Consider the following 18,171-nt stretch of genomic DNA (forward strand, 5'->3'; position numbering starts at 1 on the left):
CATAAATTTGTTTTGAAGGAGCGAATGGTGTGAACAGAAGGTATGCGATGGTGTTGGTCATCGTCAGTGTACTATTGATTGTGAGTGCTTGTGGTAAACCGAGCTTTAAAAAAGAAGCAGCAGCATTTGGAGAAAGCTATAAAAAAGCACAATACACAGTGAATCGAACAGATGACCTAACTGACATGAAGGAGAAGCTGAAGTTTTATTTAACTGAGCATGAATATCAAGAATATACACAAGACAGCATGTTCCCGAGCGTGTTAGAAGCAGCAAAGGATCAAGATTGTCAAATTAAGCTGAAGAAAATTACGTTTACGCCTTCAGATGAAAGCGATGACAGAATTGAATTTGACTATGAAATGATGATTCAATTTATTGATCAAAAAGGAAAGGTTAAAAAAGAAATCAAGAAAAAAGGAGCAATGACTGTCATCAAAACAGAATCAGGGTTAAAAATCAGCCGAGATTGGGATGGGAGACTGTACCCTTCCGATTACCAATCCTCACTCCAAAGCCGTTCTTAATGGGACGGCTTTTTTGATTTGACTTATAATCTATTAAAAAAATCATTTTGTCTGTTTATGAGATGGGTTTCCTGGACACAATGTTTGTAGCGAAGAGAAAAAGTGGGGGGAACACATCATGTTTAAAAGTAAAATGATGATTTGTCTTTATATGTTTCTATTATTATGCGGTGCTTTTGCAAACCTTGGAAGGGAGGAGACAGCGGCTGCTTCTGCAAATCAGCCTGTTGTGATACCAGACGAAGCGATCCGCTTACGCATTTTAGCAAATAGTGATCGTTCAGCGGATCAGGATGTGAAAAGAAGCATTCGTGACGAGGTCAATGCCAATATGACAGAGTGGGTTAAAGACCTCACGTCCATTGAAGAAGCAAGACGTGTAATTCGGACCAAGCTGCCAGAAATCAATCGTATTGCCAAAGCGAAATTGAAGGAACAGCACATTGATCAATCCGTCTCAGTCAGCTTTCAAAAAGCCTCATTTCCAACAAAGCTATATGGGAATTTCGTGTATCCTGCAGGGGAATATGAAGCCATTTTAATTACACTTGGAGAAGGGGATGGAGCCAATTGGTGGTGTGTGTTATTCCCGCCGCTCTGCTTTATCGATTTTTCAAATGGAGAAGCCATCGCATCGCCAGAGGGGGATGAGGATAACCAAGTGACAGCGCAGCAAACAGATGAGTCTGTTAATGAAGTGGTGAAAGAAGAGAAAGAAGAGACCGGTGAAGTGAAATTCTTTTTATTCGAATGGGTCTCTAGTCTTTTCTCCTAAAAAAGGTATAAATCTGTTTTTGCCTCATAGAGTTGAAGTAAGAGATCAAAAAGAGGTGAAAGCATGTATTATCAATTAAGAATAGCCACAGAAGAAGATGCCCCAGCGATCAATGCTTTTCTTGAAAAGGGACAAGCGAAAGGCGGCGTCACGCTTGCAGAGCGTACGACATTTGTTGTCATGGAAGATGCGGACGGTCAGCTGGCGGGGTGTTTAGGTCTTGAACAGCTTAGTGAACAAGAGGGCTTGCTGCGGTCCCTTGTCATATCAGATAAACTAGGTCAGGGACACATCGTGTCTTTGTTCCAAAGTGTTCAAACGCTCGGAGGAAAAATAGGTGTGGATACTTTTTATGTCGTCGCAAACCACTCCTCCTCACATGACTTTTTGGCATTGATGGGCTTCACGCCATTAGAGGACATTCCAGAAAGCATGTGGGTATCTGCACATGCAAAAGAGATATTGGCGAAAGAACAAGCTGTGGTTCTTCATAAAAAAGGAAGTTAATCACAACATACTGGACTTATACACATACTTATCCACTGTTAAACAAGCGTTATCCACAAATTGTGGACAACGCTTGTTTTATTGATCATCATCTTTTATACTTTCAAAAGGATAATTGAGATATATCAACAGTTTTATCTTTTTTAAAAGGAGTTTGTATGATGTTAAATACAAAAAGGTGGTCTGTGGATTTAGAAAAGAGTTTATCCACATACTATCCACAAATTGAACAGGCAGCTGTGTTATTGCAGCAAAACGAAGTTGTCGCTTTTCCGACTGAGACTGTTTACGGACTAGGGGCAAATGCGAAAGAGACAGAAGCTGTCATGAAAATATATGAAGCGAAAGGGCGTCCAAGTGATAATCCATTGATTGTCCACATTGCGGAGGTTCAGCAGCTTCACGAATTTGCGCAAATAGAAAGTGAAAAAGCAAAGGCGCTGATGGAAGCCTTTTGGCCGGGCGCTTTAACCATTGTTCTTCCATGTAAGCCGGGTGCTTTATCAAAGCAGGTCACAGCAGGTTTATCCACGGTCGGTGTGAGAATGCCTGACCATCCGATTGCGCTTGAGCTCATCCGAGCAGCTGGTCTGCCGATTGCCGCACCAAGTGCCAACCGTTCAGGCAAACCTTCACCGACACAAGCTGACCATGTAGCGAGTGATCTCGATGGAAGAATCGCTGGGATTGTCGATGGCGGTTCAACTGGAATTGGCGTTGAGTCAACGGTTGTATCCTGTGTCGACGAGATTCCAGTGATCTTAAGGCCTGGCGGGATTACAAAAGAAGCTTTAGAAGAGGTAGTTGGAGCGGTCAGTATCGACCCGGGGCTGACAAAAAAGGACGAAGCGCCTGTATCGCCAGGAATGAAATACACACACTATGCACCTGAAGCTCAAATGTATCTTTTTTCTGGAAGTGATGAAGAGATGCAGCATCACATTCAAACATACCAGGCAGAAGGTCTAAAAGTGGGCGTGCTGACAACAGAAGAAAAGAAATCGTTGTTTGCGGCAGATGTTGTTTTCAGCTGTGGATGGAGAGGGAAACCTGAAACGATTGCGGCAAACTTATATCGTGTACTGAGACAATTTGATGAGACAGATGTAGATGTCATTATTTCAGAAGCCTTTTCAGAGCAGGGAGTGGGTTCAGCGATCATGAACCGTCTGCAAAAAGCGGCAGGAGGGCGTACCCTCTCTTCGTTCAAATAGTTCTAACCCTTCTTGGACAAACATAGGTTAAAGGAGAATGCGTGTCCAAGGGGGATTTACATGTACGAACTAGCTGGCGAATTGCTGACGCTCAGCATCATGGCTTTTGCACTGGGAATGGATGCTTTTTCGGTTGGACTTGGCATGGGGATGGTTCAGCTGAGGTTCCGCCAGATCATTTATATTGGACTTGTCATTGGGATATTTCATATGTTTATGCCGCTTTTTGGTATGCTGACAGGTCAGCTCCTATCAGGCTGGCTCGGTCTCCTTGCCACCTATATCGGCGGGGCGCTGCTTTTGGTGCTCGGGCTGCAAATGATCGTTGCGTCTATTCGCAAAGAGGATAAACCATTTATCGCACCTGTTGGGGCTGGTCTCGTTCTTTTTGCAACAAGTGTCAGCTTAGACAGTTTTTCCGTTGGTTTAAGTCTCGGAATTTACGGTTCTCACGTGTGGATGACCATTTTATTGTTTGGTTTTTTTAGTATGATCCTCACATGGCTTGGATTATTACTCGGTAAACAGGTTCGATCATGGGTTGGATCATATAGCGGGGCGCTTGGCGGAATCATTTTACTAGCCTTTGGTATCAAATTATTATTTCCGCTCTAGTCAGTCTCCTTACATAACATGTAGAATGAAATGCTATATAATAGAAGAAAAGGAGGGCGAAAGATGAAAATCTTATTTGTTTGTACGGGAAATACATGCAGAAGTCCTATGGCTCAAGCCCTTTTTGCTTCAATTGCACATGATAAAGGTTTAGAGGTCACTGTTAAATCAGCGGGCATTTTTGCCTCAGATGCTGGGAAGGCTTCTCCTCAAGCGGTCGAAGCATTATTTGAGAAAAGCATTCCACTGAACCATTCTTCATCAAAACTGACAGAGGATCTTCTGCGAGAAGCAGATTACGTCTTCACCATGACCATGCAGCATAAACAGTTGATTGTGGAGCAATATGCGCATGCAAAAGACAAGATCTTCACTCTAAAGGAATTTGCGACAGGAACAGAAGGCGATGTATCCGATCCGTTTGGAGGAAGTCTGTCTGTTTATCAGGAAACACGTGATGAACTTGAAGCATTGCTCTTTCAACTGGCTGAGAGATTGAAAAAAGATCAGACATCCTCATAATGGACAACCTGTAAAACCGTTGCGTCAACGGTTTTTCTGCTTTTGTTTGCAAATGACTAGGCGGAGGTTAAAATATAACTATAAATAAAGAATAAATGTAAGGCATGACAGATCAACTCACCCTTAGGAGGAATTGCCCGATGAAAGTAGCCATTGCATCCGATCACGGCGGAACGAATATTCGTGAAGAAATCAAACAACTGATGGATGAATTGAAGATTGAATACATTGATATGGGTTGTGAATGTGGATCAGGTTCTGTAGACTACCCAGATTATGCTTTTCCTGTAGCTAATATGGTGGCAAACGGAGAAGTCGACCGCGGCATTTTAATTTGCGGGACAGGCATCGGTATGAGCATCTCAGCAAACAAAGTGAAAGGAATTCGCTGTGCGCTGGCGCATGATACATTTAGTGCGAAAGCGACTAGAGAACATAATGATACAAACGTCCTTGCGATGGGAGAGCGAGTTATTGGACCTGGATTAGCACGTGAGATTGCGCACATTTGGCTGACAACAGAATTTACGGCAGGACGACATGCTGTGCGGATTGGTAAAATCACTGATTACGAAGAAAAGCACCTATAAGGAGCGCTTAACATGAACATTGGTCAAGATTGGCTTGAAATGTTAAAAGAGTTTCATCAAATGGTCGAACTGCGTGCTGGACAAATTTTAGTCATCGGCTGCAGTACATCGGAAGTGGCTGGCGAGCATATTGGTACAGCAGGAAGTGAGCAAATTGCTGCGTCTATCTATCAAGAATTGGATCAGCTAAGACGAGAGACTGGCATTGAGCTCGCTTTCCAGTGCTGTGAGCATCTGAATCGTGCTCTTGTTGTGGAAGAAGAAGTGGCTTTCCGGCTTAACCTAGAGATTGTAGCGGCAGTACCTGTCCGAAAGGCGGGTGGTTCGATGGCGGCTCATGCGTATCAGCACATGGAACATCCTGTGTTAGTTGAATCCATCGAGGCGCATGCTGGAATCGATATCGGTGATACATTGATTGGGATGCATCTAAAGAGAGTCGCTGTACCTGTTCGCCTCAGTCGTCATCAATTAGGACATGCACATGTGACGTTTGCGAAAACGCGTCCGAAGCTGATTGGCGGAGAACGAGCGGTTTATACAAGATCATAGCTTAGATATATTTCTAATATAATGTTGAATGATGAAGACGCTTCACCGCTTGAATATTCGGTTTTTCGCAAAAAGAGAAGTCGATTTCCCAAAAAAACTTTTACATTTCACTCAAAAACCGTGTACAATGAGATGGTGAAAACATCGAATGGAAATAGATTGGAGAGGATTTCGCTGATGAAACATTTACCTGAGCAAGACGCACAAGTATTCAAGGCAATTCAACTAGAGCGGAAACGCCAGCAGGACAAAATCGAATTAATTGCATCAGAAAACTTTGTAAGCGAAGCAGTCATGGAAGCACAGGGCTCTGTATTAACAAACAAATATGCAGAGGGCTACCCTGGTAAACGCTACTATGGCGGCTGTGAACATGTAGACGTTGTAGAAGATATCGCACGTGACCGCGCAAAAGAAATTTTTGGCGCTGAGTATGTGAACGTACAGCCTCACTCAGGTGCTCAAGCGAATATGGCTGTATACTTTACCATTCTTGAGCATGGCGATACAGTGCTAGGTATGAACTTATCACATGGCGGGCATTTAACGCACGGAAGCCCTGTCAACTTTAGTGGTGTACAGTACAACTTTGTAGAATATGGTGTCGATAAAGAAACGCAGCATATCGACTACCAAGATGTACTTGAAAAAGCACGTGAACATAAGCCAAAGCTAATTGTTGCGGGTGCAAGTGCATACCCACGTCAAATTGATTTCAAAAAGTTCCGTGAGATTGCGGATGAAGTCGGTGCTTACTTTATGGTCGACATGGCTCACATTGCAGGTCTTGTTGCAGTAGGTCTTCATCCAAATCCAGTTCCTTATGCAGATTTTGTGACAACGACAACTCACAAAACATTGCGTGGACCTCGCGGCGGAATGATTCTATGCCGTGAAGAGTTTGGTAAAAAGATCGACAAATCGATCTTCCCTGGTATTCAAGGTGGACCACTGATGCATGTCATCTCTGCAAAAGCTGTTTCTTTCGGTGAAGTATTGAACGGAGATTTTAAAACATATGCACAAAACGTCATTGATAATGCAAAGCAACTAGCTGAAACCCTGTTATCTGAAGATATTCAGCTTGTATCTGGTGGAACGGATAACCATCTTGTTCTCATCGACTTGCGTTCTCTTGGCATCACAGGAAAAATTGCAGAAAATGTTCTTGATGAAATCGGTATTACAGTGAACAAAAATGCGATTCCTTATGATCCAGAAAAACCTTTTGTCACAAGTGGTGTACGTGTTGGTACAGCAGCAGTGACAAGCCGCGGTTTCGATCAAGAGGCGATGAAAGAAGTCGGTTCCATTATTGCGCTTGCTCTAAAACATCATGAAGATGAAGCGAAATTAGAAGAAGCGAAAAAGCGTGTATCTGATCTAACTGCCCGCTTCCCTCTATATAACGAATTAGATTATTAAAAAGCAGACCCATTTGCCTATTATTGGCATGTGGGTTTTTTTTGTAGGATTTGCGAATCATATTGAAAGATGACGTCTTTTTATGTAGAATTGTAGGAAGTGTGCAAAGTTCACCGGAAGATGACAGAAAAGGAGTTGTAGCAAGCAATGGCAAAGGTTTATGTATTTGATCACCCGCTTATTCAGCACAAACTTACATATATTCGTGACGTTCATACAGGAACAAAAGAATTTAGAGAGCTAGTGGATGAAGTCGCAACATTAATGGCATTTGAAATCACAAGAGACTTACCGCTTGAAGAGGTGGATGTAGAAACACCTGTACAAGTAGCCAAATCAAACGTGATCTCAGGGAAGAAACTCGGTGTTGTGCCAATTTTAAGAGCAGGTCTTGGAATGGTGGACGGGATTTTGAAACTCATTCCAGCTGCTAAAGTGGGACATGTCGGTTTATACCGTGATCCGAAAACATTAAAGCCTGTTGAATATTATGTGAAGCTTCCATCTGATGTGGAAGAGCGTGAATTTATCGTAGTAGATCCAATGCTTGCAACTGGCGGTTCAGCAGTCGAAGCATTGAACAGCTTGAAAAAACGCGGGGCGAAAAACATTCGCTTCATGTGTCTGATTGCTGCCCCTGAAGGTGTAGAAGAAATGCAAAAGCATCATCCTGACGTTGATATCTACATTGCAGCATTAGACGAGAAATTGAACGAAAAAGGCTACATTATCCCAGGCCTTGGTGATGCTGGTGACCGTATGTATGGGACGAAATAACATGTTTTAATAAAAGCCCACATGCAAACGTGCATGTGGGCTTTTTGAAATATATGACAAACGGTTGATATCGTTCTTAGAAAAATCAATGTATACTGAACATTAGCTGTTTTTTTGACTGAATGTCACGTGTCTCCTAAAGTTTGATGAAATTGTGAACATTTTGTGTGCTCTATCACTATAGAAAAGTTTTTTAACTTTCAACGGATTGACACATCATAGACGCTATTGTATGCTAAACGAGGGTATTATGGTAAGGTTTTCATAGCCTATAGCACTCTACTAATCCTCATTGTGAACCCTTTAATTATCAGGGTTTGTATCAGCGAATGAAGCAGCATCCCATAGATCTTTAGATTTCAAGTCTGATTGTGCAATTAGACCGATGGGTGATTGATTTTTTTCGAACAGGACTGCTTATCATAAGCGTCTTCTACGCAGTTTTCATCACCAATTATCACCTTTTTTACAATATTTTTCATCGGGAGTCAGATGAATGAACGATCCAAACGCGATTTTCCGCAGACAGAGTAAATATATGTTCTATCTATTGGCAATTTTTGTGTTTGGCTATGCCATGCCTGGTTTTAAACCACTGTTTCTTGGTTTCATTATCGGCACAATTTTTGCTTTCTTTAATTTATTCCTACTTATACGGAGAATGCACGCTTTTGATCGAGCGGTTAAAAAAGGAAAATCCATTCGTTCAATGGGAAGTACAGCCAGGTGGGCCAACGCAATTCTCGCAGTAGCGATTGCTTGGCGTTACCCTAATGAAGTTCATCTGGCAGGTGTTGTTATAGGATTAATGACAATATATCCTGTCATTATGATAGATTCCTTCATTCAACTTAAACGTTCTACTATGGAAGAGAGGTGAATACTCTTTGGGTCACAGTTCAAAAACTACAGAATTTTTAGGGTTAACGTTCAACTTATCCAATGTTCTCATGATTACGATTGCTAGTATCATCGTTCTTCTCATAGCGGTGCTGACTACTCGTGTTCTGTCTATTCGTCCGACAAAGGCGCAGAACTTCATGGAATGGATTGTTGATTTTGTTCGAAATATCATAGGTAGTTCGATGGACATGAAAACAGGAGCCCCATTTCTAGCGCTTGGCGTTACATTACTCATGTACATATTTGTTTCAAACATGCTTGGACTGCCATTCTCGATTACGGTCGATCACAACTTGTGGTGGAAATCACCAACAGCAGACCCTGCAATCACAATGACACTAGCGATTATGGTCATGGGATTGACACATTACTACGGTGTCAAGGCAAAAGGAGTCAAGGAATATACGAAAGACTACTTCAGACCAATTCCGCTTTTAGTACCATTGAAACTTATTGAAGAATTTGCAAACACGCTAACACTTGGTTTGCGTCTTTATGGAAACATTTTTGCTGGAGAGATTCTTCTTGGTTTGCTTGCAGGACTTGCGACCAATTTCTACACGCAAAACATTGCACTTGGTATCGTTGGTACATTAGGTGCCATCGTGCCGATGATTGTATGGCAGGCATTCAGTTTGTTTGTCGGAACAATCCAAGCATTTATCTTCACCATGCTGACAATGGTGTACATTTCCCATAAAGTCAGCGATGAACACTAAAAAATTGAGAGTCCAAAAAGGACGTTATTTTAAAGGAGGAGCTTTTTAATGAATTTAATAGCAGCAGCAATTGCAATCGGTTTGGGAGCACTAGGAGCAGGTATTGGTAACGGTCTAATCGTATCTAAAACAGTTGAAGGAATCGCTCGTCAGCCAGAAGCTGGTAGAGAACTAAGAACACTTATGTTCATCGGGGTCGCTTTAGTTGAGGCACTTCCAATTATCGCTGTCGTTATCGCATTCTTGGCATTCTTTGGTTAATATGTGAGAAGCGTTCTAATATGAATTTTAATGGCGAAGATCAGATTAGTTCGAAACTTCGCCATTCCTTTATGTTTTGTTTCTTAACATATTATTTAAAGAAGGGAGTTGCCGTACTAAATGTCTCAGTTACCAGTGGTTTTAGGAGCAGGTGGCTTAAGTTTCAACGCCGGGGATATGTTATTCCAGCTTATCGCTATGCTCATCCTGCTTGCACTTTTAAAGAAATTTGCGCTTAAACCTTTATTAGGTATTATGAAGCAGCGTGAAGATTATATAGGAAATGAAATTTCAAGTGCTGAACAAAAGCACGTTCAAGCTGAAAAGCTTCTTGAAGAACAACGTGTCTTATTGAAAGAAGCACGCGAAGAATCACATACACTCATCGAAAATGCGAAAAAGATTGGTGAGAAACAAAAAGAAGAGATCATTCAAGCAGCACGTCAAGAGTCAGAGCGCTTGAAAGAGTCTGCTAGAACTGAAATCGTGAAAGAAAAAGAACAAGCTGTGGCTGCACTGCGCGAGCAGGTTGCATCACTATCTGTACTCATTGCATCTAAAGTGATTGAAAGAGAACTTGATGAGCAAGCACAAGAGAAATTGATTCAAGAGTATCTTAAAGAGGCAGGCGAAAGCCGATGAGCGTGACTATTGTCTCTAAGCGTTACGCTTCTGCTCTTTTTGACATCGTTCTTGCTTCTTCGGCAGTAGACGAAACTGAAAAAGAGCTGAATGAGATCAAAAAAGTTCTAAAGGCTGACCAAGAATTGAATGACTTTCTTGTTCATCCAAAGATTACGGCAGATAAAAAGAAACATTTGATTGCAGAAGCTTTCAAAGGTGTTTCGACACATGTATTGCACACAATGTATTTATTGATTGACCGCGGACGCACGAATATTTTCTCTGAAATGACGTCTGAGTTTGTGAAACTTGCAAACCGCACGAAACAAATAGACGATGCGGTCGTGTATTCAGTGAAACCGCTGAGCGGCGCTGAAATTCAATCTTTATCTGAAGTATTTGCCAAAAAAGCCGGAGTCACATCACTGCGTGTTGAAAATGTGATTGACAAGGATCTAATAGGCGGAGTGAAAATCCGTATCGGAAACCGCATTTATGACGGCAGTGTCAGCGGAAAGCTTTCCCGCATTGAACGTCAGCTTGCAGGCGAAAATCGTTAGAAGGGGTGAAACCTTAGTGAGTATCAAAGCTGAAGAGATTAGCGCGCTGATAAAGCAGCAAATCCAAAACTATCAATCTGAAATTGAAGTAAAAGATGTCGGTACAGTCATTCAAGTAGGGGACGGTATCGCGCGTGTACATGGCCTTGACAACATTATGGCAGGAGAGCTGGTTGAGTTCTCTAATGGTGTAATGGGTATGGCTCAAAACCTTGAGGAGTCTAACGTAGGTATCGTGATTTTAGGACCTTACAAAGATATCCGCGAAGGTGACGATGTAAAACGTACAGGTCGTATCATGGAGGTTCCAGTAGGTGAAGAATTAATCGGACGTATTGTGAACCCACTTGGTCAGCCTGTTGATGGACTAGGTCCAATCTTAACGAGCAAAACTCGTCCAATCGAAAGTGAAGCACCAGGCGTTATGGATCGTAAATCTGTACATGAGCCGCTTCAAACAGGGATTAAAGCAATTGATGCCTTGATTCCAATCGGACGCGGACAGCGTGAATTGATCATTGGTGACCGTCAAACAGGTAAAACATCTGTTGCAATTGATACGATCCTAAACCAAAAAGATCAAGACATGATCTGTATTTATGTAGCGATCGGACAAAAGGAATCAACGGTTCGTGGTGTTGTTGAAACACTTCGTAAGCATGGTGCGCTTGATTACACAATCGTAGTCACAGCTTCTGCATCACAGCCAGCCCCGCTTCTTTACCTTGCTCCTTATGCAGGTGTAACGATGGGTGAGGAATTCATGTATAACGGCAAGCACGTACTTGTTGTATATGATGACCTTTCTAAACAAGCGGCAGCTTACCGTGAGCTTTCATTATTGCTTCGCCGTCCTCCAGGTCGTGAGGCATTCCCTGGTGATGTTTTCTATCTTCACTCTCGTTTATTAGAGCGTGCAGCGAAGCTTAGTGACGAAAAGGGTGGCGGTTCTATCACAGCATTGCCTTTCGTAGAAACGCAAGCTGGCGATATCTCTGCATATATCCCAACAAACGTTATTTCAATCACAGATGGACAGATTTTCTTACAATCTGATCTCTTCTTCTCAGGCGTACGTCCAGCAGTAAACGCAGGATTGTCTGTATCTCGTGTAGGTGGTTCTGCACAAATCAAAGCGATGAAAAAGGTAGCAGGTACACTTCGTCTGGATCTTGCTTCTTATCGTGAGCTTGAAGCATTCGCTCAGTTTGGATCTGATCTAGACCAAGCGACTCAAGCAAAATTAAACCGTGGTGCTAGAACAGTTGAAGTCTTAAAACAAGACTTGAACAAACCGCTTAAAGTTGAAAAACAAGTAGCGATTCTTTATGCACTTACAAGAGGATACTTAGACGATGTCGCGATTGCTGATGTCAAACGTTTTGAAGCTGAGTTATTCATGTACATTGAAGAAAACCATAAAGACTTGTTTGACACCATCTCTCAAACAGGAAACATGCCTGCTGATGAAGAGTGGAATACAGCAATCGAAGGCTTTAAACGTACGTTTGCACCAAGCAACTAATTAGTAATCTTTCCGAGAGAAAAAGATTCTCTTTTTCTCTCTTTTCACGTAAATGAACACGGATTCCTGAAAAAAGGTGGTGAAATCTTTGGCCTCATTACGCGATATAAAGTCAAGGATCACGTCAACGAAAAAATCGAGTCAGATCACAAAAGCGATGCAAATGGTATCAGCTGCGAAACTGAATCGTGCTGAAAACAATGCGAAGTCTTTTGTTCCTTACATGGAGAAAATCCAGGAAGTGGTTGCTGCAATCGCAACTGGAACAAGTGCTAAGCACCCAATGCTTCTTTCAAGACCTGTCAAGAAAACAGGGTATCTCGTCATTACATCTGATCGGGGGCTTGCAGGACCTTTTAACAGCTCGATTTTGCGTGCCGCTTACCAAACCATTCAATCTCGTCATCAATCCGCTGATGAATATGCGGTGATTGTGATTGGTAAAATCGGACGCGACTTCTTCAAAAAGCGCGGTATTCCAGTTATTTCTGAAGTAACAGGGCTTGGAGACGAAGTAGCGTTTGCTGATATTAAAGAATTAGCAAGCAGTACAGTTCAAATGTTCTCTGATGAAGCGTTTGACGAACTTTACATGTTCTACAACCACTTTGTCAGTGCCATTTCACAAGAAGTAACAGAGAAGAAATTATTGCCGCTAACGGACCTTTCGGCCGCAGCGACACCAAATAAACGTTCCGCATCTTATGAGTTTGAGCCTTCTGAAGAAGAAATTCTTGAAGTTCTCCTTCCTCAATATGCAGAGAGTTTGATTTTCGGTGCGCTTCTTGACAGCAAAGCAAGTGAACATGCTGCAAGGATGACAGCAATGAAGAGTGCAACAGACAACGCAAAAGAATTGATCGACAACCTGACACTCTCTTATAACCGTGCTCGTCAAGCAGCGATTACACAAGAGATTACAGAAATTGTCGGCGGAGCAGCTGCCTTAGAATAGAAATAATTGTCAGGAGGGAATGCAATGAAAACAGGACGCATCAGTCAGATCATGGGACCAGTCGTAGACGTTCATTTTGAAGACGGTCACTTGCCTGAGATTTATAATGCGATCAGAGTTTCGCATAAAGCGGAAAGCGAAAGTGAAGTTACTATCGACTTAACTTTAGAAGTAGCACTACATTTAGGTGATAATACAGTCAGAACCATCGCGATGGCATCAACAGACGGTGTGAAGCGCGGTATGGAAGCTGTAGACCTTGGAAAACCAATTTCAGTACCAGTTGGTAACGTAACACTTGGACGTGTATTCAACGTACTGGGAGATAACATTGACTTAGATGAGCCACTTGGTGTGGAAGCTCAAAGAGATCCAATCCACAGACAAGCGCCTTCTTTTGATCAACTTTCTACAGAAGTTGAAATTCTTGAAACGGGTATTAAAGTTGTTGACCTTCTTGCTCCTTACATCAAGGGTGGAAAGATCGGTCTATTCGGTGGAGCCGGTGTAGGTAAAACCGTTCTGATTCAAGAATTGATCAACAACATCGCACAAGAACACGGCGGTATTTCTGTATTCGCTGGTGTTGGAGAGCGTACACGTGAAGGAAACGACCTTTACTACGAAATGAAAGATTCTGGCGTTATCGAAAAAACAGCCATGGTCTTCGGCCAAATGAACGAGCCGCCAGGTGCACGTATGCGTGTTGCCCTAACTGGTTTGACAATGGCAGAGCATTTCCGTGATGAACTAGGTCAAGACGTATTGTTCTTCATCGATAACATCTATCGTTTTACCCAAGCAGGTTCTGAAGTATCAGCCCTTCTTGGACGTATGCCTTCAGCGGTAGGTTATCAGCCGACACTTGCAACAGAAATGGGTCAGCTGCAAGAGCGTATCACGTCTACAAACGTAGGATCGGTTACATCGATTCAAGCGATCTATGTACCTGCGGATGACTATACGGATCCAGCTCCAGCAACAACGTTCGCTCACCTTGATGCAACGACAAACCTTGAGCGTAAGCTGACTGAAATGGGTATTTACCCAGCGGTTGATCCTCTTGCTTCAACATCTCGTGCACTTGCACCTGAGATCGTTGGTGAAGAGCATTATGCCATTGCGCGTGAAGTGCAGCAAACATTGCAGCGTTATAAAGAACTACAAGATATCATTGCCATTTTAGGTATGGATGAATTATCTGAGGACGATAAGCTTGTGGTACACAGAGCGCGTCGTGTTCAATTCTTCCTATCTCAAAACTTCCACGTAGCAGAGCAGTTCACTGGCCAAAAGGGTTCTTATGTGCCATTGGAAGAAACTGTTAAAGGCTTCAAGGAAATCTTATCTGGTAAATACGATCACCTTCCAGAAGATGCATTCCGCTTAGTTGGACGCATTGAAGAAGTGGTTGAAAAAGCCAAAGAGATGGGTGTAGAGGCCTAATCTGGTCCTTAGGAGGGTAAAAGCATGAAGACCGTTCAAGTCAATATCGTTACTCCCGACGGCCCAGTGTATGAAGCGGATGTGGAAATGGTCAGTGTCAGAGCAGAAAGCGGTGAGCTTGGTATTTTAGCTGGCCACGTTCCAATGGTTGCTCCGCTAAAAATCGGTGCAGTTCGCTTAAAACATAGTGGATCAACTGAATTGGTTGCAGTAAGTGGCGGATTTGTTGAAGTTCGCCCTGAACAAGTAACCATTCTTGCTCAGGCCGCTGAAACATCAGATAAAGTTGATGTCGATCGTGCTAAATCAGCGAAACAGCGTGCTGAAGAGCATTTGAACCACCCGAATGAAAGTGATGTACGCCGGGCGGAACTCGCATTAAAACGGGCGTTAAACCGTTTAAATGTAGCAGGGAAATAAAACAGAAAATCCTTCTTATCATTGTGATAAGAAGGATTTTTTTAGAATGACATGAGAGATTGGTACATCGACACATATGGGTGAGAATCCTGTTTTTCAAGATATAAGTGCTCGCAAAACTGCGTACTATGCCACGTTTTATTGTGCCGGCGCAAACCAAGCGTATATTGATGCGGAGAGTCCATATAAGGCCGTACTACCCAGTCAGCATCTGAATGATGACGGAGGACAACCTCTCCCATATACACACTCATCATCGCTTCTAATGCATCTATTGGCATTTTCCACTCAGCAAACAGCTGCTTGGTAAATGCATCAAAGTATAGTGATTCTAACTGATACAGGCTTTCCTCAGAATAATCCAAAGAAATGTTATGAAAATGACACAATTGCGCTAATTCTTCTAGCTGTGTCTGTCTATAATCAAAGTAGAAAGCAATGGCCTCCCATTCATGATCAAATGAGGGAACCAGTTCTCCGTACAAATCAACAAAGTCAGGAAAAGAATCTTTCAATGTGTTCAGCTCCTTCCACACGCAGTATATCATCTCCCTGGCACCAGGATAAGAGGGGATTTACTCTAAATATAGCTCTTTTTTCCAAATGATTCATCTTTCCAATTTTCGAGGATATAATGAAAGGGAGTTTTCCTTTACAGAAATAAATAAAAGGAGGATTCAACTGTATGGAAGACGTAGGACAACAAGCCATCGTGAGTATTGTGATCCACCTGTTTTTTATTGCGGTTACATGGTGGGCATTGCTTGCCGTAAATATTGATCCACTGATTAAAAAAGGGAAAATCGTTCAGGCAAGATTGCTGATGATGCTCATTACCATTGCCATCGCATCTGCAGTCAGCAATTTCTTCCTTGATTACTTAAATTTCTCTAGACAAATTCCTTATATGTTCTAACATAAAAGGTTTGGTCACTGCCTTATGCGGGAACGTAAAAAGAAGCGTCAAAAGTATGGTCTTTGATGACTTTTCCACGTATGCATAGACCTCCTTGCGGCAACACTTGTAGCAAGGGGGAATGACAAGTGAGAAAGTATGTAAAAGGTTGGCCATTATTTGCGTTTATTCTTTTTTTTGTTCTGATGATTCAAGGTGTTCGTGCGGAAGAATCTTCTCCGCTCGCCCAAATAGCAGAAGGTCTGAAAAACCAGCAAATTGAAGTAGATGGATGGACCCTTCACGCCAAAACAAATGTAGACATTTCATCCGAACAATTTTCAAAAAAAGTGCAACGTTTGAAAGACGAACTACGACAGTATGAGTGGACCGAAAAAGAAGAGAAACATGTCACCAAAGTCACAGGAATTTACAAAGATGAAAAAAATGATACTTTATCGAAAATTTTACTCGTGAAGACCGACACAAAATCCAATCAAAAGTCGTATTTATTATATGAGCAAAAAGGTGCTCGCCCACTGAATACCTGGGAGCATACATATGATCAGTTCGTACGTCATGCAAAAAGCATATTACAAGAGAAATTTGTAATTTTTACTTGTCTCGATGGTCATGTAAATGGTATGATGGATGTTGTTTTGCAAAAAAAAGCTGAAACGTTAGCAAATGAATTTCAAGCAAAACCAGTTGAGTATCTCGTTGAGTCTAATTTTGTGTCGCTTTCCGCTTACACAGATAAGTGGGAACAGTTCATTATGACTTCAAATGATAAAATGAATGTTCAAATTGCCATCAGAAGTTCGGAAATGAACGAAAATCATACGATTACGGTTGGCACACCAATCGTAACGACTGAATATTAATATAGAGAATTTGGGACGCGGAGGGGAAGACCTTGGAAAAAATCATCGTCCGCGGCGGTCAAAAGTTAAACGGCACAGTTAAAGTAGAAGGCGCAAAAAATGCCGTTTTACCAGTTATCGCTGCATCTTTGTTAGCAAGTACAGAAAAAAGCGTAATTTGTGATGTACCTACGCTCTCCGATGTATATACAATCAATGAAGTGTTACGTCATTTAGGAGCAGAAGTACATTTTGAAAATAACGAAGTATCAGTGGATGCATCTCATGCACTAGAAACTGAGGCTCCGTTTGAGTATGTCCGTAAAATGCGAGCGTCTGTGCTCGTCATGGGACCACTTTTAGCAAGAACAGGTCATGCAAGAGTTGCATTACCTGGAGGCTGTGCGATTGGTTCAAGACCAATTGACCAGCATTTAAAAGGCTTTGAAGCAATGGGAGCTAAAATTCAAGTAGGAAATGGTTTCATCGAGGCTGAAGTAAAAGGCCGTTTAAAAGGTGCGAAAATCTATTTGGATTTCCCAAGTGTCGGTGCAACTGAAAACATCATCATGGCAGCAGCATTAGCTGAAGGAACAACGATTTTAGAAAACGTAGCAAAAGAACCTGAAATTGTTGATTTGGCAAACTACATCAATGCCATGGGCGGTAAGGTTCGCGGAGCTGGTACTGGTACAATCAAAATCGAAGGTGTGGAAACACTTCACGGTGCAAAACACAACATCATCCCTGACAGAATTGAAGCAGGTACTTTCATGGTGGCAGCAGCTATTACAGAAGGAAATGTTCTTGTAAAGGGCGCAGTGCCAGAGCACATGACATCACTTGTAGCAAAAATGGAAGAAATGGGTATTCAGATCATTGAAGAAGAAGAAGGTTTAAGAGTCATTGGACCATCTGAGCTCAAGCCAATCGATCTAAAAACAATGCCACATCCTGGTTTCCCAACGGATATGCAATCTCAGATGATGGCGCTATTGCTTCGTGCGAACGGAACAAGCATGATTACAGAAACGGTGTTTGAAAACCGCTTTATGCATGCTGAAGAATTCCGCCGCATGAATGGCGATATTAAAATTGAGGGTCGCTCTGTGATTATCAACGGGCCGGTTCAACTTCAAGGTGCTGAAGTATCAGCGACTGATTTAAGAGCAGGAGCAGCACTTGTACTTGCTGGATTAGTAGCAGAAGGTCATACACGTGTCACGGAGTTGAAGCATATCGATCGTGGTTATGTGAACTTCCACCAGAAGCTTGCAGCAATCGGTGCAGATATTGAAAGAGTAAACGATGAAACAGCAGATGTGACACAAGAACAAGTTGTATCAGATCTGAACGCGTAATCATAAAGAAATCAGTGTGTCCATGGGGCATGCTGATTTCTTTTAGAATCATAGAATGCTTTATTTTTAAAGCTTATCATTAGTGTATCCAACCATCTTAAATTTTATTCATAAAGACGAACAGTAAAATCAGTT

At 42.2% G+C, this 18,171-nt stretch carries 23 protein-coding genes; 22 read left to right on the top strand and 1 reads right to left on the bottom strand.

The window, feature by feature from the left end; genetic code table 11:
* The first annotated feature begins 47 nt into the window (after window positions 1-47).
* The 19 genes from C6348_RS11360 to C6348_RS11450 all read left to right on the top strand — a co-directional run bounded on the left by C6348_RS11360 (window position 48) and on the right by C6348_RS11450 (window position 14,917).
* Window positions 48-527, top strand: a complete 480-nt coding sequence (locus tag C6348_RS11360) for a hypothetical protein (RefSeq protein WP_034660296.1) — start codon at window positions 48-50, stop codon at window positions 525-527.
* Window positions 528-645: 118 nt separating this feature from the next.
* Window positions 646-1,302, top strand: a complete 657-nt coding sequence (gene spoIIR, locus C6348_RS11365; RefSeq protein ID WP_034660295.1) for a stage II sporulation protein R — start codon at window positions 646-648, stop codon at window positions 1,300-1,302.
* Between the two features lie 63 nt (window positions 1,303-1,365).
* On the top strand, window positions 1,366-1,809 hold the full coding sequence (locus C6348_RS11370; RefSeq protein WP_034660294.1) for a GNAT family N-acetyltransferase: 444 nt from the start codon (window positions 1,366-1,368) through the stop codon (window positions 1,807-1,809).
* Window positions 1,810-1,970: 161 nt separating this feature from the next.
* Entirely contained in the window at window positions 1,971-3,023 is a 1,053-nt protein-coding gene (locus C6348_RS11375) for an L-threonylcarbamoyladenylate synthase (protein ID WP_095285680.1), read from the top strand.
* 60 nt (window positions 3,024-3,083) lie between these two features.
* A complete protein-coding gene (locus tag C6348_RS11380; RefSeq protein WP_034660292.1) occupies window positions 3,084-3,638 on the top strand; it encodes a manganese efflux pump MntP in 555 nt (184 codons plus the stop codon).
* A gap of 63 nt (window positions 3,639-3,701) precedes the next feature.
* The gene (locus tag C6348_RS11385) at window positions 3,702-4,160 is read left to right on the top strand and encodes a low molecular weight protein arginine phosphatase (protein WP_106030612.1); all 459 of its coding nucleotides are present in this window, start codon (window positions 3,702-3,704) and stop codon (window positions 4,158-4,160) included.
* Between the two features lie 140 nt (window positions 4,161-4,300).
* Window positions 4,301-4,750, top strand: a complete 450-nt coding sequence (gene rpiB, locus C6348_RS11390; RefSeq protein ID WP_106043135.1) for a ribose 5-phosphate isomerase B — start codon at window positions 4,301-4,303, stop codon at window positions 4,748-4,750.
* Window positions 4,751-4,762: 12 nt separating this feature from the next.
* Window positions 4,763-5,302, top strand: coding sequence for a TIGR01440 family protein (locus tag C6348_RS11395; protein ID WP_058013477.1), 540 nt, complete (start codon window positions 4,763-4,765; stop codon window positions 5,300-5,302).
* Window positions 5,303-5,479: 177 nt separating this feature from the next.
* Complete coding sequence (gene glyA / locus C6348_RS11400; RefSeq protein WP_012011552.1) at window positions 5,480-6,727, top strand: serine hydroxymethyltransferase; 1,248 nt, start codon at window positions 5,480-5,482, stop codon at window positions 6,725-6,727.
* Between the two features lie 147 nt (window positions 6,728-6,874).
* Window positions 6,875-7,504 (top strand): uracil phosphoribosyltransferase, encoded by a 630-nt coding sequence (gene upp, locus C6348_RS11405; RefSeq protein WP_003214553.1) that lies wholly within the window; start codon window positions 6,875-6,877, stop codon window positions 7,502-7,504.
* A 496-nt stretch (window positions 7,505-8,000) separates the two neighbouring features.
* Window positions 8,001-8,384 carry an ATP synthase subunit I gene (locus C6348_RS11410; RefSeq protein ID WP_024423731.1) on the top strand — a complete coding sequence of 128 codons (384 nt, stop codon included), beginning with the start codon at window positions 8,001-8,003 and terminating at the stop codon, window positions 8,382-8,384.
* A gap of 7 nt (window positions 8,385-8,391) precedes the next feature.
* Window positions 8,392-9,126, top strand: a complete 735-nt coding sequence (gene atpB / locus C6348_RS11415; protein ID WP_003215198.1) for a F0F1 ATP synthase subunit A — start codon at window positions 8,392-8,394, stop codon at window positions 9,124-9,126.
* A 48-nt stretch (window positions 9,127-9,174) separates the two neighbouring features.
* Window positions 9,175-9,387, top strand: coding sequence for a F0F1 ATP synthase subunit C (gene atpE / locus C6348_RS11420; RefSeq protein WP_003214968.1), 213 nt, complete (start codon window positions 9,175-9,177; stop codon window positions 9,385-9,387).
* A 120-nt stretch (window positions 9,388-9,507) separates the two neighbouring features.
* A complete protein-coding gene (atpF, locus tag C6348_RS11425; protein ID WP_034660288.1) occupies window positions 9,508-10,029 on the top strand; it encodes a F0F1 ATP synthase subunit B in 522 nt (173 codons plus the stop codon).
* On the top strand, window positions 10,026-10,571 hold the full coding sequence (locus C6348_RS11430; RefSeq protein ID WP_034660287.1) for a F0F1 ATP synthase subunit delta: 546 nt from the start codon (window positions 10,026-10,028) through the stop codon (window positions 10,569-10,571). The genes atpF and C6348_RS11430 overlap by 4 nt, the downstream gene beginning before the upstream one ends.
* Window positions 10,572-10,587: 16 nt before the next feature.
* A complete protein-coding gene (atpA, locus tag C6348_RS11435) occupies window positions 10,588-12,096 on the top strand; it encodes a F0F1 ATP synthase subunit alpha (RefSeq protein WP_034660286.1) in 1,509 nt (502 codons plus the stop codon).
* Window positions 12,097-12,184: 88 nt separating this feature from the next.
* Window positions 12,185-13,051, top strand: coding sequence for a F0F1 ATP synthase subunit gamma (locus tag C6348_RS11440; protein WP_034660284.1), 867 nt, complete (start codon window positions 12,185-12,187; stop codon window positions 13,049-13,051).
* Between the two features lie 24 nt (window positions 13,052-13,075).
* Complete coding sequence (gene atpD / locus C6348_RS11445; RefSeq protein WP_106043137.1) at window positions 13,076-14,497, top strand: F0F1 ATP synthase subunit beta; 1,422 nt, start codon at window positions 13,076-13,078, stop codon at window positions 14,495-14,497.
* A 24-nt stretch (window positions 14,498-14,521) separates the two neighbouring features.
* Window positions 14,522-14,917, top strand: a complete 396-nt coding sequence (locus C6348_RS11450; RefSeq protein WP_034660282.1) for a F0F1 ATP synthase subunit epsilon — start codon at window positions 14,522-14,524, stop codon at window positions 14,915-14,917.
* 41 nt (window positions 14,918-14,958) lie between these two features.
* On the opposite strand, the gene C6348_RS11455 is transcribed toward C6348_RS11450, so the two are convergent.
* Window positions 14,959-15,465 carry a hypothetical protein gene (locus C6348_RS11455; RefSeq protein WP_374955720.1) on the bottom strand — a complete coding sequence of 169 codons (507 nt, stop codon included), beginning with the start codon at window positions 15,463-15,465 and terminating at the stop codon, window positions 14,959-14,961.
* 137 nt (window positions 15,466-15,602) lie between these two features.
* Between C6348_RS11455 and C6348_RS11460 the strand changes: the two genes are divergently transcribed.
* The 3 genes from C6348_RS11460 to murA all read left to right on the top strand — a co-directional run bounded on the left by C6348_RS11460 (window position 15,603) and on the right by murA (window position 18,036).
* A complete protein-coding gene (locus tag C6348_RS11460) occupies window positions 15,603-15,833 on the top strand; it encodes a DUF1146 family protein (protein WP_034660280.1) in 231 nt (76 codons plus the stop codon).
* A gap of 128 nt (window positions 15,834-15,961) precedes the next feature.
* The gene (locus tag C6348_RS11465) at window positions 15,962-16,696 is read left to right on the top strand and encodes a YwmB family TATA-box binding protein (protein ID WP_034660279.1); all 735 of its coding nucleotides are present in this window, start codon (window positions 15,962-15,964) and stop codon (window positions 16,694-16,696) included.
* Window positions 16,697-16,728: 32 nt separating this feature from the next.
* A complete protein-coding gene (gene murA / locus C6348_RS11470) occupies window positions 16,729-18,036 on the top strand; it encodes a UDP-N-acetylglucosamine 1-carboxyvinyltransferase (protein WP_034660278.1) in 1,308 nt (435 codons plus the stop codon).
* The last annotated feature ends 135 nt before the right edge of the window (window positions 18,037-18,171 follow it).

The sequence above is a fragment of the Bacillus sp. YBWC18 genome (genome assembly GCF_002998775.1).
GTDB lineage: Bacteria > Bacillota > Bacilli > Bacillales > Bacillaceae > Bacillus.

Excerpts from the sequence above, each read along its gene's own strand:
- C6348_RS11360 (WP_034660296.1), top strand. The coding sequence starts at position 48 with ATGGTGTTGGTCATCGTCAGTGTACTATTGATTGTGAGTGCTTGTGGT.
- spoIIR (WP_034660295.1), top strand. The coding sequence starts at position 646 with ATGTTTAAAAGTAAAATGATGATTTGTCTTTATATGTTTCTATTATTA.
- C6348_RS11370 (WP_034660294.1), top strand. The coding sequence starts at position 1,366 with ATGTATTATCAATTAAGAATAGCCACAGAAGAAGATGCCCCAGCGATC.
- C6348_RS11375 (WP_095285680.1), top strand. The coding sequence starts at position 1,971 with ATGTTAAATACAAAAAGGTGGTCTGTGGATTTAGAAAAGAGTTTATCC.
- C6348_RS11380 (WP_034660292.1), top strand. The coding sequence starts at position 3,084 with ATGTACGAACTAGCTGGCGAATTGCTGACGCTCAGCATCATGGCTTTT.
- C6348_RS11385 (WP_106030612.1), top strand. The coding sequence starts at position 3,702 with ATGAAAATCTTATTTGTTTGTACGGGAAATACATGCAGAAGTCCTATG.
- rpiB (WP_106043135.1), top strand. The coding sequence starts at position 4,301 with ATGAAAGTAGCCATTGCATCCGATCACGGCGGAACGAATATTCGTGAA.
- C6348_RS11395 (WP_058013477.1), top strand. The coding sequence starts at position 4,763 with ATGAACATTGGTCAAGATTGGCTTGAAATGTTAAAAGAGTTTCATCAA.
- glyA (WP_012011552.1), top strand. The coding sequence starts at position 5,480 with ATGAAACATTTACCTGAGCAAGACGCACAAGTATTCAAGGCAATTCAA.
- upp (WP_003214553.1), top strand. The coding sequence starts at position 6,875 with ATGGCAAAGGTTTATGTATTTGATCACCCGCTTATTCAGCACAAACTT.
- C6348_RS11410 (WP_024423731.1), top strand. The coding sequence starts at position 8,001 with ATGAACGATCCAAACGCGATTTTCCGCAGACAGAGTAAATATATGTTC.
- atpE (WP_003214968.1), top strand. The coding sequence starts at position 9,175 with ATGAATTTAATAGCAGCAGCAATTGCAATCGGTTTGGGAGCACTAGGA.
- atpF (WP_034660288.1), top strand. The coding sequence starts at position 9,508 with ATGTCTCAGTTACCAGTGGTTTTAGGAGCAGGTGGCTTAAGTTTCAAC.
- C6348_RS11430 (WP_034660287.1), top strand. The coding sequence starts at position 10,026 with ATGAGCGTGACTATTGTCTCTAAGCGTTACGCTTCTGCTCTTTTTGAC.
- atpD (WP_106043137.1), top strand. The coding sequence starts at position 13,076 with ATGAAAACAGGACGCATCAGTCAGATCATGGGACCAGTCGTAGACGTT.
- C6348_RS11450 (WP_034660282.1), top strand. The coding sequence starts at position 14,522 with ATGAAGACCGTTCAAGTCAATATCGTTACTCCCGACGGCCCAGTGTAT.
- C6348_RS11455 (WP_374955720.1), bottom strand. The coding sequence starts at position 15,465 with ATGATATACTGCGTGTGGAAGGAGCTGAACACATTGAAAGATTCTTTT.
- C6348_RS11460 (WP_034660280.1), top strand. The coding sequence starts at position 15,603 with ATGGAAGACGTAGGACAACAAGCCATCGTGAGTATTGTGATCCACCTG.